The sequence below is a fragment of the Rhodococcus huquni genome (genome assembly GCF_055231055.1).
The window spans coordinates 35,110-48,196 of sequence record NZ_JBUYWE010000009.1 but is presented as its reverse complement, the minus strand read 5'-3'; the positions used below and the strand labels follow the sequence as shown (position 1 = coordinate 48,196).

Here is a 13,087-nt window from a genome sequence, read left to right as displayed (position 1 = left end):
GGTCCTCCTTCGGGTGGTACCTGTCCCAGGATACGAGTTCGGTGCGGTCGATTTCGAGGTGCTGGTACCGATTCAGTATCGGTCAGCGCCGGGCCAAGCCCGCATGCATCTCCCAGATCAAGACCTCGGCGTCCGCTGTCGCCGAGACGCGCTGTCCACCAGACGATGTCATTCGTACAGCGTCACCCTGGTCAAGCGGCCCGACGCCCTCCATGTCGACAGCACCTTTCGCGACGAACACGTGAACGTACGGCGCGTCCGGGACCACGACCGATTGTCCGGACCCGAGGCGAGCCGCGTAGAACGCGGTGTCGCGGTTGCGGATACCGATTGCCGCGTCGCCCGCGTGACGTTTCAATCCGGAGGCGACCGGAACGAGACGGCCGGTTGCCAACTCGTCCTCGACGTCGAGTTCCTGGTACTCCGGCACCAGACCCGGCTCGTCCGGTGGCACCCACATCTGCACGAGGTGCACAGGTTCCGTGACCAGGTCTCCGCGCGGCCGCACGCGATCGTTGCGTTCGGAGTGCTCGATCCCGGTGCCCGCGCCCATGCGCTGCGCGAGCCCGGGCCGAACGATTCCGGAATGGCCTTCGGAATCCTGATGGACCAAGGATCCGCTCAGGACCCAGGTCACGATCTCGACGTCCCGATGGTGGTGGGTGTCGAAGCCCTCGCCGGCGAAGACGATGTCCTCGTTGTGCACCATCAGTTCGCCGTGCGCGTTGGCGGCGAAGTCGAAGTTGCCGGCGACGGGGAAGCTGTGACGGGAGTCCAGCCACCCGTAGTTCAGGCGTCGCCGGTCTCCGCTCCGGTGAACCTGCACCTGTGCGTGGTCGACGAGTCCAGGGACTCTCCGGCCGCTCACAGGGTCTGGTGGGCCGCAGGGATCGAACCGAGTCGCCCTGCCTGGAAGTCCTCGAATGCCTCGATGACCTCGGCGCGGGTGTTCATGACGAACGGTCCGGCCATGGCGACGGGCTCACGCAGGGGCTTGCCGCCCATGATGAACACCTCGAGCGATTCGGAACGTGAGTCCGGCGCGTCGGACGCAGCGACAGTGAGCGTGTCGCCCCTGCCGAACACAACGGTCTGGCCGCTGTGGACCGGGCGGCGTTCGACGCCGACGGTGCCGTGACCTGCGAGAACGTATACGAGTGCGTTGTAGTCGGGGTTCCAGGGCAATGTCAGAGAGGCGCCAGGAGCGACGGTCGCATGAGACAGCGCGATGGGTGTGTATGTGGAACCGGGACCCTGCTGTCCGGCCACCTCGCCGGCGATGACCCGAACCAGTGCGCCACCGTCCTGCGACGAGATCAGGCCCACCTTGTTACCGGTGATGTCCTGGTAGCGCGGAGCGGTCATCTTGTCGCTGCGCGGCAGGTTGACCCACAACTGGACGCCGTGGAAGAGGCCACCGCTCATGACGAGGTGCTCGGGCGGGGTCTCGATGTGAAGAATGCCGCCACCAGCGGTCATCCACTGCGTGTCGCCACCGCTGATGGTGCCGCCGCCGCCGTTGGAGTCGTTGTGCTCCATGATTCCGTCGATCATGTAGGTGACGGTTTCGAAGCCGCGGTGCGGGTGCCAGGGCGTGCCCTTCGGTTCGCCGGGTGCGTAGTTCACTTCGCCCATCTGGTCCATGTGGATGAACGGGTCGAGAGCGCTCATGTCGATGCCCGCGAAGGCGCGGTGGACGGGGAAGCCCTCGCCTTCGTAGCCGGTCGGCGCGGTGGTCACCGTGCGGACGGGTCGATCGACGGCGGTCAACGCCGGTGTCTCGACGCGGGGGAGCGTGAGGATGTTGTCGACTGTCACTGCAGGCATCGGAGCCTCCGTCATGTAGTTAATGATTCAACTAGTTCATTATGACTCAACGCTCTGATCGACGAAGTATTCCCGCCGCTACCCGGCGTCCTCGAGGGCGGCATCTCGTGAGGTGCACACGGCTGCGAGATCTTGCAGCGACACCGGCAAAACCGCAGACAGGGCAGCTACCGTCGCGAAGGCGGGGGTTGCCATCCGGCCGGTCTCGATTTTCCGAAGTGTCTCGGGGGAGATGGACGCCGCCGTCGCCACTTCGGTGAGTGTCCGCTCGCCCCGCGCCTCCCGTAGGAGTGCGCCGAGGCGCCGTCCGCCTTCGCGTTGCTGGGGAGTCAGGGGAAGTCGCACCATGCTCGAAGTCTACCTGGATCGGTATTTTAATACCCCAACGTGCGCTACGGTGGTATTTATATACCGCTATTGAAGGAGTTGCCGATGCTGGAACTGAAGACCCCGGGTGAGATCGACAAGATGAACGTCACCGGAACGTTCATCGCCCAACTGCTCGACGACCTGAGTGGTCTCGCCGACGTCGGTGTGAATCTTCTCGACCTCGAGAACCGCGCGCGTGAACTCATCCGCGACCGCGGCGCCGTTTCCTGCTACTGGGACTACTCGCCCTCTTTCGGCAGTGGCCCGTTCCGCAATGTCATCTGCCTTTCGGTGAACGATGCAGTTCTGCACGGCCTGCCCTTCGACTACCGACTCGGGGACGGCGACCTGCTCACCATGGATATTGCCGTCTCCGTCGACGGATGGGTCGCCGATTCGGCGAGAAGCATCATCGTCGGCACTCCGCGTGACGAGGACGAGCGGCTGATCGAATCCACTCGGCGTGCCCTCGAAGCCGGGATCGACGCCGCACAGGCGGGAAACAAGTTGGGTGACATCTCCGCTGCGATCGGGAAGGTGGCGGCCGACTACGGCTATCCGGTCAACACCGAGTTCGGCGGACATGGACTCGGCCGCACGATGCACGAGGACCCGCACGTGTCCAACGCCGGTCGTGCCGGCCGCGGACTCACCTTGCGGCCGGGACTCACCCTGGCACTCGAACCGTGGTTCGCTCGGACCACCGACGAGATCGTCTACGACCAGGACGGGTGGACGATCCGATCCGCCGACGGATCGCGCACGGCGCACAGCGAGCACACGATTGCGATCACCGACGACGGCCCGAGAATTCTCACGACGATCGACTGAGCGGGTTCGGCCGTTTCGGCTGCTCGGCGACACCGCGAAGTGCAATGCTGAAATTGCCGCGCAGTTCTCTTGCGGCGCCCACTCGCGCCAGCGAAAAGAGGCCGCCATGTCGCAACCCGTGGACGAGAGCGGCGTGGCGGTGACCGGCTCCGGGTTGGTACTCGGCGTGCTGGCGTCGAGTCAGTTCCTGATGACTCTGGACAGCTCCGTGATGAACGTGTCCATGGCGACCGTGGCGGCCGACCTCGGTACGACGATCACGGGTATTCAGACCGCAATCACTCTGTACACGCTGGTCATGGCGACTCTGATGATCACCGGCGGCAAGATCGGCACCATCCTCGGTAGACGGCGGGCATTCGCTCTGGGTCTCGTCGTCTATGGGGTGGGCTCGTTCACCACCTCGGTCGCTCCCAATCTGACGGTGCTGTTGATCGGATGGTCGCTGCTCGAGGGGATGGGCGCCGCGCTGATCATGCCCGCGATCGTGGCGCTCGTGGCCGCGAACTTCGCACCCGACCGGCGCCCCGCCGCCTACGGACTGGTGGCGGCGGCCGGCGCCATGGCCGTCGCAGCCGGGCCACTCATCGGCGGCGCGGTCACCACTCTCGCGTCCTGGCGGTACGTGTTCGCAGGCGAAGTCGTGCTCGTCCTGCTGATCCTGATGGTGTTGCGCCGAATCGCCGACGTCCCCCCGGTCAAGGTGCGACTCGACGTGTTCGGATCGGTGCTGTCGGTGGTGAGCCTGGGCATGATCGTGTTCGGAGTTCTGCGGTCGAGCGAATGGGGCTGGGTTCAGGCGAAACCTGGAGGTATACAGCTGTTGGGTCTGTCGCCGGTCGTGTGGCTGGTGTTGGGCGGACTCGTCGTTCTGTACGGGTTCCTGCGATGGGAAACCCATCTCGTGGACCGGGGTGGCGAACCGTTGATCGACCCCACCTTGTTGCGGAACCGACAGTTGGCCGGTGGTCTCAGCATGTTCTTCGCCCAGTTCACGGTGCAGGCCGGCGTGTTCTTCGCTGTCCCACTGTTTCTCTCGGTGGTGCTCGAACTCGATGCGCTTCAGACGGGTGTGCGTCTCGTCCCGCTGTCGCTCGCGCTGTTGCTGGCGGCGATCGGCATCCCGAAGCTGCGTCCGCAGGCCAACCCGCGCCGGGTCGTGCGACTCGGCTTGGCATCGATGGTCGTCGGGATCCTCTTTCTCGTGGCGGGCATGGACCCCGGCGCGAATGCCGGTGTCGTGGCAATTCCGATGGTGCTGATGGGGATCGGACTGGGGGCGCTGGCCTCCCAGCTGGGTGCGGTGACGGTGTCGGCTGTGCCGGATTCGCAGAGTGCGGAGGTCGGCGGGTTGCAGAACACGGCTACCAACCTCGGTGCGTCGTTGGGCACGGCCTTGATCGGATCGGTGCTCATCGCGACCTTGAGCAGTTCGATCGTCACGGGCATTCAGGCGGACCCCAGCATTCCGCAGTCCGTGCAACAGCAGGCGACCACCGAGCTGGTGAGCGGGGTGCCCTTCCTCTCCGACACTCAACTGGAGACAGCTCTGTCGAATGCTTCGGTTCCGGAATCCGAGGCCCAGGACGCCATGACGATCAACTCCGACGCGCGCCTCGAGGCCCTGCGGGTTGCCTTCTCGGTCGCAGCTCTCCTCGCGATCGTGGCACTGTTCTTCACCGGGAAGATCCCACGCGCACCGGCAGCGAAGTCGGATCCCGATCCCGCATCGGAGCCGCTTGTCTAGCGTGGGGGTATGGCAGAAGTTCTGGATCTCGGCGACGTCCGTGGTGTGCTTCATCGGCCCGCCGGAGACGTGATCGGGGGGATCGCGTTGACGCACGGCGCCGGGAGCAATCGCGACACGGTGCTCTTGAAGTCCCTTGCCGAGGAATTCGCGGAGCATGGGCTACTGGTATTTCGCTTCGACCTGCCGTTTCGGGTGCGAAGGGCGAGTGGCCCACCCCATCCGTCGCGAGCGGCCGAAGACCGTACCGGCGTCGGCTCCGCGGTCGCGCACCTGCGCGAACTCACCGACGGGCCCGTGGTGGCGGGTGGACATTCCTACGGTGGGCGCCAGGCCAGCATGTCGGCGACCGAATCCCCGGGTGTGATCGATGGTCTGCTGCTCCTGTCGTACCCACTGCACCCGCCGAAGAAGCCCGAGAAGCTGAGGACGGATCACTTGCCGGATCTGCGCACACCGGCGGTGATCGTGCACGGTTCCAAGGATCCTTTCGCGACCACCGAAGAGATACGGTCGGCGCTCGAGTTGATCCCCGCGCCGACCACACTCGTGGAACTCGACGGCGCCCGCCACGACCTGGACATTGCCAAGTATCCGGTGGTGGAGCGCGCGGTGACGGCCACGATGTCGGATATGTTCGGAAGATGAGCTACGCGTACGAGCCCGAGCGCACGACGACAGGTACCGAGCCGGCGTGGTTCACGTCCGCGCTGAATGCGGACGTGGATCGAGGTGCGATCGACGTGGCCGGCGCCGATGTGCACTTCAGGGCTTGGGGGCCCAGCGGCTCACCCGGAATCGTGTTGATCCACGGGGGCGCGGCGCACAGTCGGTGGTGGGATCACATCGCTCCGTTCCTCGCGCAGGATCGAAGAGTGGTGGCGCTCGACCTCAGCGGGCACGGTGACAGCGGTCGTCGTGAGAAGTACGGGCTCGAACAGTGGGCAGAGGAGTCCCTGGCGGTCGCGAGACCCGCCGGGATTACCGGAACCCCGATCTTCGTTGGGCACAGTATGGGTGGATTGGTGTCGTTCGCAGCGGCCAGGCTGTTCGGCGAGGACCTCGGCGGCGTTCAGCTCGTGGACTCGCCGGTTCGCGCGCGAACGCCGGAAGAAGAAGAGGCCCGCGCGAAGCAGCACTTCGCGCCGAGCAAACCGTACTCGAGTGCCGACAGTGCGCTTGCCCACTTTCGTCTCGTTCCGCCGCAGGAATCGGCTCTGCCGTACGTGTTCGACCACATCGCACGACATTCGATGCGTGAAGAGGAAGGTGCCTGGACCTGGAAGTTCGATCCCGCGTTCTCCAGGCGGGGTGGCAGCGAGCATCTGGGCGCCGATGATCCACGTTGCCGCATAGCGTATTTCAGAGCTGAAAACGGAATCGTCTCGGACGAGATGGTCGACGACATGCGTCGGCGGTTCGGTCCGACCGCCGTGTTCGCGGAGATTCCGGATGCCGGACACCACGCGATGATCGACCAGCCCCTGGCCCTCGTGACCGGCATTCGCACCGTGCTCGGTGCGTGGGACTCCGAGGACCGGGTTGCAGGACTGACCTGAATGACCACCGTCCTTTCGCTGCTCGATCGCTCACGTACCCGGGCCGGTCATCCTGACGCCGAGGCGCTGACGGGCTCGATCGAACGGGCGGTGAACGCGGAAGCGTTGGGATACCACCGCTTCTGGGTAGCCGAGCATCATGCGGTGCCGGGAATCGCCAGCGGTTCCCCGCCCGTTCTGCTCGCGGCGATCGGCGAACGTACCGACACGATCCGGTTGGGGTCCGGCGGCGTGATGCTTCCCAATCATCAGCCGTTCATCGTCGCCGAGCAGTTTCTGATGCTCGAGGCGCTTCAGCCAGGGCGTATCGACCTCGGGCTGGGGCGTTCTCGCGGATTCACGGCTCCCGTGCGGCGGGCGCTACGGGAGGACGAACATGGCGCCGGCGACTTCGCGAGCGATATTTCGGAGTTGCGAGACTATCTGGACGGTCGAGGATCGGTCACGGCCAGACCGGCATCGTCGTCTACGATCCCCATGTTCGTGTTGGCAACGGGCGCAGGGGTTTCGATGGCAGCCGAACTCGGACTCCCGGTCGTGATCGGCGGTCCGGTCCTGCAGCGCGAGGAGCTGGGCGAGGTGCTGGCGCAGTACCGCCGGAAGTATCGTCCGAGCGAACGCGCCCCCGAGCCGTACGTGATCGTCTCGCTGGACGTAACCGTAAGCCGAAGTGTCGACGATGCAAGGGAATTGGCTCTACCCGAGGCGTGGGCGATGGCGACGGCCCGCCGTACCGGCGAGTTCCCGCCTCTCGAATCACCATCCGATATTCGACGGCAGGAGTGGACGACTCAGGTGTGCGAACGGGTGGAGGCGTCGCTGTCCCGTGCATTTCTGGGTGATCCGGCAACTGTGCGAACTCAATTGGAAGAACTTCTCGGGCGTACCGGCGCGGACGAAATTCTCGTCTCGACATCGACTCACGAGCGGGGAGCCCTACTGGAGTCGGATGCGCTCCTCGCGGACCTGGTCGGCACGCTTTCCTGACGTGGGTCTCAGACGCCGCCGCGTACCGCCGCAACGAATCGTGCCATCAGATCGTGGTCCTTCACGCCCCGCGACGACTCGATTCCGCTGGAGACGTCGACGCCCGTGGCTCCGGTGGCCTTCAATGCGGCCGTGACGTTGCTCGGGTCGAGGCCGCCAGCCAGGATCCAGGGCCCGGCGGGTACAGCCGAGCGTGCGGACCAGTCCCAGGGAATGCCGGCGCCGGCGGTCGCGCCGTCGAGAAGAAGGCGGTCCTCCCCGAAGTCGAGGTCGTAGCCGTCACGTATGCGGCCGGCCACCGCGGCACGGATTACCTCGAGTTCCGCGTCGTGCAACGTCTGCACGTCGTCGGCGGACGCCAGGTCGTGGACCTGGACGATCTTCAGGCCGGCCGTACGGGCGACAGTGATGATGTCTGCGACGGCGACGTCCTTGAACACTCCGACGGCCAGTGTGGCGTCGGGTACGAGCCGCACGAGCGGTGCGGCGTCCTCGGGTAGCACCTTGCGGGCGCTGTCGGCGAAGACGAAACCGACGGCGTCGACGTTCAGACGCCCGGCCAGTTCGACGCTCGCCTCGTCTCGCAGGCCGCAGACCTTGATGAATGTCACCGCTCCACGATACGGCCCCGACGAATGTCACACCGGTTCGCGTGAGCTGAACGTGTGTGACATTGGTCGGGGTAAGGGGGAGGGGAAAGTGGGGCCCTCCTGTGCAAAAACGAGAACGTGTTCTATATTTGCGGTGAATGTTTCCCTCTCACCGACTTGGAGCTCACGGCATGTACGAGTGGTCCGACACCGACCTGATGCTTCGCGACGCGGTTCGCGGATTCATCGACAAGGAGATCCGGCCGAATGTCGACAAGCTCGAGAGTGGTGAGCTGCCACCGTTCGACGTCATTCGCAAGCTGTACGCCACCTTCGGTCTCGACGAGATGGCACGCGATTCGCTGAAGAAGTCACTGGCAAAGGAGCGCGGCGAGACGGTCGAGTCCGAAGGCGAGAAGTCTGCGTTCAGTGGCGCCGGAAGCATGGGCGTCATCCTCAACGCGGAGCTGGCCGGTGTCAGCCTCGGTCTGGTCGCCTCGATGGGCGTGAGCCTCGGATTGACCGTCGGCACCATTCGCAGCCGGGGAACCCTCGCCCAGAAGGAGCGGTGGCTTCCGGAACTCGTCACCTTCGAGAAGGTGGGTGCCTGGGCGATCACGGAACCCGAATCGGGCTCCGACGCCTTCGGCGGCATGAAGTCGTACGTGCGTCGTGACGGGGACGACTACATCCTCAACGGTCACAAGACGTTCATCACCAACGGTCCCTATGCCGACGTGATTGTCGTGTACGCGAAGGTCGACGAGGGCGACGCGTCCGTCGACCGCCGCGATCGCAAGGTGCTGACCTTCGTCCTCGATGCGGGCATGGAGGGGCTCACCTTGAGCCCGCCGTTCAAGAAGATGGGAATGAACAGCTCGCCCACCGGAGAGCTGTTCTTCGACAACGTTCGCATATCCAAGGACCGACTGCTCGGCGAAACAGAAGACGGCGGCAAATCCGACGGAAAGTCCAGTGCCAAAGAAAGTTTCGCGGCAGAGCGGATCGGAATCGCCTCGCTCGCTCTCGGAATCATCAACGAATGCCACCGATTGAGCGTCGAGTACGCCAAGTCGAGGACGCTGTGGGGCAAGGAGATCGGGCAGTTCCAACTGATCCAGTTGAAGCTGGCCGAGATGGAGATTGCTCGTATCAACGTGCAGAACATGGTGTTCAACGCGATCGAGCGGACCGCTGCGGGCAACAAGGTCACCTTGGCGGAAGCATCCGCGATGAAGCTGTACTCCTCCCGGGCTGCCACCGAGGTGGCTATGGAAGCAGTGCAGTTGTTCGGCGGTAACGGCTACATGGCCGAATACAAGGTGGAGCAGCTCGCACGCGACGCGAAGTCGCTGATGATCTACGCGGGTAGCAACGAAATTCAGGTCACCCACATCGCCAAGGGGCTACTCAGCTCCTGATCGGGACATGGATCACCCGGGTGCGTCCAGGCGGTAGAAGCGCCAGAATCCGAAGTCGTCGATCGGGAGAACGGACATACCGCAGAAGCCCGCAGCCTCCGCATATCCGCGCAGGGTGCCGGGTCTCATGACTGTCCCGGTGGCAACGCTGGGATGACTGCTCATCCCGTCCGGAAGACACAGTGTCAGGCTGAAGCCGTACATGAGTCTCTCGGTGTCGTCACCCGGCGCGGCGAAGGTAGCTCCCACGGCTTCGTCCATCACGATCAATGTCCCGCCGGGAACCAGGGCACGGCGCACCGAGGCAAGGACCTCGACGGGGCGGGGCATGTCGTGAACACATTCGAATGCGAAAGCAGCATCGAACGTGGAATCGGGGAGCTCGGCGGCATCGGTCTCGGTGAAGGTGACGTGGTCCGCCAGTTCGGGATTCGCGCCGAGGTTCACCCGCGCGAGCGCCACCGATTCGTGATCGATGTCGAATCCGTGAAGTGCCGCACCCGGGTAGGCGCGGGCCAGTGAGATCGTCGACCATCCGCCCCCGCATCCGATGTCGGCGATCGTGGTATTCGGTCGGCCCAGCACAGAGTCCAGTTCGGGAACGGACGCGAGCGCACCTGCCAGCGCGTTCTCGTACCAGGGCCTGTTCATGTCCGCCTGGGATTCTCGCGCGTCACGGCCGTACTGTGCCCACCCCACGCCACCGCCTGTTCGGTAGGCGTTCAGCAATGCGGGGAGCTGTACCGAGGCGGAACAGAACATCCGTGCCAGCGGCGACGTGAACAGCAGACTGTTGGAATCTGTCAGTGCTTCGGCCGTGCCGTCAGGGATGGTGAATCGGGGAGGCGACGCGGAATCGACCGTCAACAGATCGGTGACGGCCTGCTGCTCGAGCCATTCACGCGCGTAGCGAGGATCCGTTCCAGTTCGCTCGGCGAGTTCCACCGCTGTTGCCGGCCCGTCGTTCGCGAGGCTCCGATACCAGCCGAGCCGGTCGCCCAGGTAGATCGCCATGAGGTCGACGGTGCCGAGCGATGCTGCGACGACACGGTTCGCTACGGCCTCTGCTGATCGATCCACACCAGGCATGGTGGCGCTCCCGAACAGGTGGTCGGCGAAGTTGCCGACCTATTCATCGTCCTCCGTCGGGCGACGGCTGTCACGCGTCAGGAGAACTGGCCGGCGAAGTCCAGAAACGGCTCGACGACGCGAAGAACCTCGGCGCTGGCGGCCACCGTGGTCGAGTGATCGAAGCCCTGGATGACTGCCGTCTGCGCTCCGGGGATCAGCCCCGCCAGTTCTTCGGTGTCGGCGAGCCGGTCCGAATCGTCCGACCCCACGAATGCCAGGGTGGGGACTCGGAACCGGCGAAGCGCATCCGCGGGGATGCCAGGCTCGACATCGCATCGGCGCATGTAGGCGGCAAGTGCTGCGGAGTCGTTCGCCTGGAAGGCCGCACGGGTGCCTGGGTCGATGGGCCATGCCCGCACCGCACCCCACTGTTCGAGGAACGCGTCCATCCCCTCCTGCTCGAGAACGTCCACACAGCCTGGGAAGAACAGTCGGTCGAAGGCACCCGCCTGAGGTCTCCTGCTCCCGCCACCGACGACGAGGGCGCTGACGCGACTCGGTGCGCGCTCGGTCAGGGACAGCGCGGCGCGTCCACCGAACGAGTACCCGAGAACCATGGCGGTCTCGATGCCGAGATCGTCCAGCACGGCCAGAACGTCGCCCGTTACGAGGTTCATCGCGTACGAGTCCACGTCGTGTGGCTTGCCGCTCCGGCCGTGTCCGCGCATGTCCACCAATATCAGCCGGTACCGATCACGCAAAGCCTTGACGTAGCCGAAACCCCGCCAGATGCTGTGTGACAGAGCAGATCCGTGCAAAAGCACCAATGGCGGGCCGGAGCCGATCGTCTCGTAAGCGACAGCGGTTCCGTCGGTCGGGTTCTCGGCGTACTCCACGTGATCAGTGTGCCCTACTCCGCCACCAGCTCCTCGGCTGTCAGTGCGAGGCTTCGCGTGACACCGATATCTTGCAGGAACTGCTTGTCGTGACTGACCACGACCAGCGCACCCTGGTAGCTGTTCACCGCCTGCGTCAGATGAGCGAGACTCGGCAGATCGAGATTGTTGGTCGGCTCGTCCAGAAGCAACAGTTTCGGGGCGGGTTCGGCCAACAAGATCGTGGCGAGTGCGGCCCGCAGCCGTTCACCACCCGACAACGCGGCCACCGCTTTGTCGGAATCGTTGCCGCGAAACAGGAATCGGGCCAACTGGGCCCGTACCTGCTCCGGTGTCGCGTGGGGCGCGGCAGCGGCAACGTTCTCGGCCACCGAAGATTCCTCGTCGAAGACGTCGAGTCGTTGCGGCAGCGCCTTGAACGGCACCTTGGGTGTGGAAGCGACCACGGCGTCGAGAAGGGTTGTCTTGCCGACACCGTTACGGCCGGTCAGAGCAATGCGCTCCGGCCCGACGACGTCGAGGGATACGTGCTGGCCCGTCCGCAGACGTGTCTCGGCCATCTCGACGACCACCTGACCGGGATGGACCTCCGTCGCGGGCAGATCCACCCGTACCTCACGGTCGTCTCGCAGCGTTGCCTCCGCCTCGGTGAGAGACTGCTTGGCTTCGTCGACCTTGGCTATGTGATTGTTGCGCAGCTTGCCGGCCGATACCTCGGCCTGCCGTTTGCGCATGTTCATGATGATCTTGGGCTCACGCTTGGTGTCGAACATCTTCTGCCCGTACCGCTTACGCCTGTCCAGTTTGATTCTCGCGTCGACCAACTCACGCTTCTGCTTCTGCATGTCGGTGCGGGCATCACGCACCGCAGCCTCGGCAGAAGCCTGCTCGGCAGCGACGATCTCCTCGTAGGTCGTGTAGTTGCCGCCGAAGATGCGCAGTAGCCCGCCACGAAGCTCGGCGATGGAATCCATGCGATCGAGTAATGCACGGTCGTGGCTGACCACCACGACCGTGCCGGAGAACTGGTCGACCACCGAGTAGAGGCGTTCCCTCGCGTCGTCGTCCAGGTTGTTGGTCGGTTCGTCCAGCAGAAGCACCGTCGGATCTCGCAGGAGTTGGGCCGTGAGCCCGAGCAGAATCGTCTCGCCACCCGACAGGGCACCGACCGTGCGATCCAGATCGCCCACCTCGGCCACGATGGAGCTCAAGCCGAGTCGGTGCAGTAGGGAGAGCGCGACCTCCTCGATGTCCCAGTTGTCCTGGACGACTTCGAAGTCTGCTGCAGTTCCTTCGCCGGATTCGATGCGGTGCAGTGCATTGCGGGTGCCGTCGATACCGAGGAGCTTGTCGATCTGCACGTCGGTATCGAGCGTGATGTCCTGCGGTAGGTACGCAAGCGTTCCTTCGGCTGTGACAGATCCGCGTTCCGGGCTCGTTTTCCCCGCTATGAGACGCAGCAAGGTGGACTTGCCGGAGCCGTTCAGACCCACCAACCCGGTACGACCGTCTGCGATCACGGCATTGAGTCCGTCGAACAACGGGTCGCCATCGGGCCAGGTGAAGGTGACGTCGGAAAGAGAAAGAGAAGTATTAGGCATATGCACTCCTGAGGTTGCGGCACGTGTGCACGCCGATACAGGGCGTGCGCTGGGCGCGTGAAAACCTCTACTGGAGCAAGTGCCCGTCTCCGTTCGTCGACATCAGGACCGCTCAAGGATACGAGCACACCGGATCGGCTGCAACCGATTTTCGGCAACAAAGCCAAGCGTCACACTCTGAGGCATGA

Annotated in this window: 13 protein-coding genes; 6 read left to right on the top strand and 7 right to left on the bottom strand. The window is 64.5% G+C overall.

Annotated elements, in window-relative coordinates:
* Positions 1-82: 82 nt before the first annotated feature.
* The 3 genes from ACZI8R_RS16330 to ACZI8R_RS16320 form a co-directional block, all read right to left on the bottom strand.
* Entirely contained in the window at positions 83-868 is a 786-nt protein-coding gene (locus ACZI8R_RS16330; RefSeq protein WP_463380699.1) for a pirin family protein, read from the bottom strand.
* Positions 865-1,827: a pirin family protein gene (locus tag ACZI8R_RS16325; RefSeq protein ID WP_463380698.1), complete on the bottom strand. Its 963-nt coding sequence runs from the start codon at positions 1,825-1,827 to the stop codon at positions 865-867. The genes ACZI8R_RS16330 and ACZI8R_RS16325 overlap by 4 nt, the downstream gene beginning before the upstream one ends.
* Before the next feature lie 78 nt (positions 1,828-1,905).
* Entirely contained in the window at positions 1,906-2,175 is a 270-nt protein-coding gene (locus tag ACZI8R_RS16320; RefSeq protein ID WP_463380697.1) for a helix-turn-helix domain-containing protein, read from the bottom strand.
* Positions 2,176-2,259: 84 nt separating this feature from the next.
* Between ACZI8R_RS16320 and map the strand changes: the two genes are divergently transcribed.
* The 5 genes from map to ACZI8R_RS16295 all read left to right on the top strand — a co-directional run bounded on the left by map (position 2,260) and on the right by ACZI8R_RS16295 (position 7,320).
* On the top strand, positions 2,260-3,027 hold the full coding sequence (map, locus tag ACZI8R_RS16315; RefSeq protein ID WP_463380696.1) for a type I methionyl aminopeptidase: 768 nt from the start codon (positions 2,260-2,262) through the stop codon (positions 3,025-3,027).
* 106 nt (positions 3,028-3,133) lie between these two features.
* Entirely contained in the window at positions 3,134-4,774 is a 1,641-nt protein-coding gene (locus ACZI8R_RS16310; RefSeq protein ID WP_463380695.1) for an MFS transporter, read from the top strand.
* A gap of 9 nt (positions 4,775-4,783) precedes the next feature.
* On the top strand, positions 4,784-5,422 hold the full coding sequence (locus tag ACZI8R_RS16305) for an alpha/beta hydrolase family protein (protein ID WP_463380694.1): 639 nt from the start codon (positions 4,784-4,786) through the stop codon (positions 5,420-5,422).
* On the top strand, positions 5,419-6,333 hold the full coding sequence (locus ACZI8R_RS16300; protein ID WP_463380693.1) for an alpha/beta fold hydrolase: 915 nt from the start codon (positions 5,419-5,421) through the stop codon (positions 6,331-6,333). Before ACZI8R_RS16305 ends, ACZI8R_RS16300 begins: the two co-directional genes overlap by 4 nt.
* Positions 6,334-7,320, top strand: a complete 987-nt coding sequence (locus ACZI8R_RS16295) for an LLM class flavin-dependent oxidoreductase (protein WP_463380692.1) — start codon at positions 6,334-6,336, stop codon at positions 7,318-7,320. It begins immediately after the preceding gene.
* A gap of 8 nt (positions 7,321-7,328) precedes the next feature.
* Here the strand turns inward: ACZI8R_RS16295 and ACZI8R_RS16290 are convergent, their stop codons facing one another.
* Positions 7,329-7,931: a phosphoribosylanthranilate isomerase gene (locus ACZI8R_RS16290; RefSeq protein WP_463380691.1), complete on the bottom strand. Its 603-nt coding sequence runs from the start codon at positions 7,929-7,931 to the stop codon at positions 7,329-7,331.
* Positions 7,932-8,101: 170 nt separating this feature from the next.
* On the opposite strand from ACZI8R_RS16290, the gene ACZI8R_RS16285 reads away from it, so the two are divergent.
* The gene (locus ACZI8R_RS16285) at positions 8,102-9,331 is read left to right on the top strand and encodes an acyl-CoA dehydrogenase family protein (RefSeq protein ID WP_463380690.1); all 1,230 of its coding nucleotides are present in this window, start codon (positions 8,102-8,104) and stop codon (positions 9,329-9,331) included.
* A 12-nt stretch (positions 9,332-9,343) separates the two neighbouring features.
* On the opposite strand, the gene ACZI8R_RS16280 is transcribed toward ACZI8R_RS16285, so the two are convergent.
* The 3 genes from ACZI8R_RS16280 to ACZI8R_RS16270 all read right to left on the bottom strand — a co-directional run bounded on the left by ACZI8R_RS16280 (position 9,344) and on the right by ACZI8R_RS16270 (position 12,899).
* Positions 9,344-10,420 (bottom strand): class I SAM-dependent methyltransferase, encoded by a 1,077-nt coding sequence (locus ACZI8R_RS16280; protein ID WP_463380689.1) that lies wholly within the window; start codon positions 10,418-10,420, stop codon positions 9,344-9,346.
* Between the two features lie 77 nt (positions 10,421-10,497).
* Positions 10,498-11,298: an alpha/beta fold hydrolase gene (locus ACZI8R_RS16275; protein ID WP_463380688.1), complete on the bottom strand. Its 801-nt coding sequence runs from the start codon at positions 11,296-11,298 to the stop codon at positions 10,498-10,500.
* Positions 11,299-11,312: 14 nt separating this feature from the next.
* Positions 11,313-12,899: an ABC-F family ATP-binding cassette domain-containing protein gene (locus ACZI8R_RS16270; protein WP_463380687.1), complete on the bottom strand. Its 1,587-nt coding sequence runs from the start codon at positions 12,897-12,899 to the stop codon at positions 11,313-11,315.
* Positions 12,900-13,087: the final 188 nt, after the last annotated feature.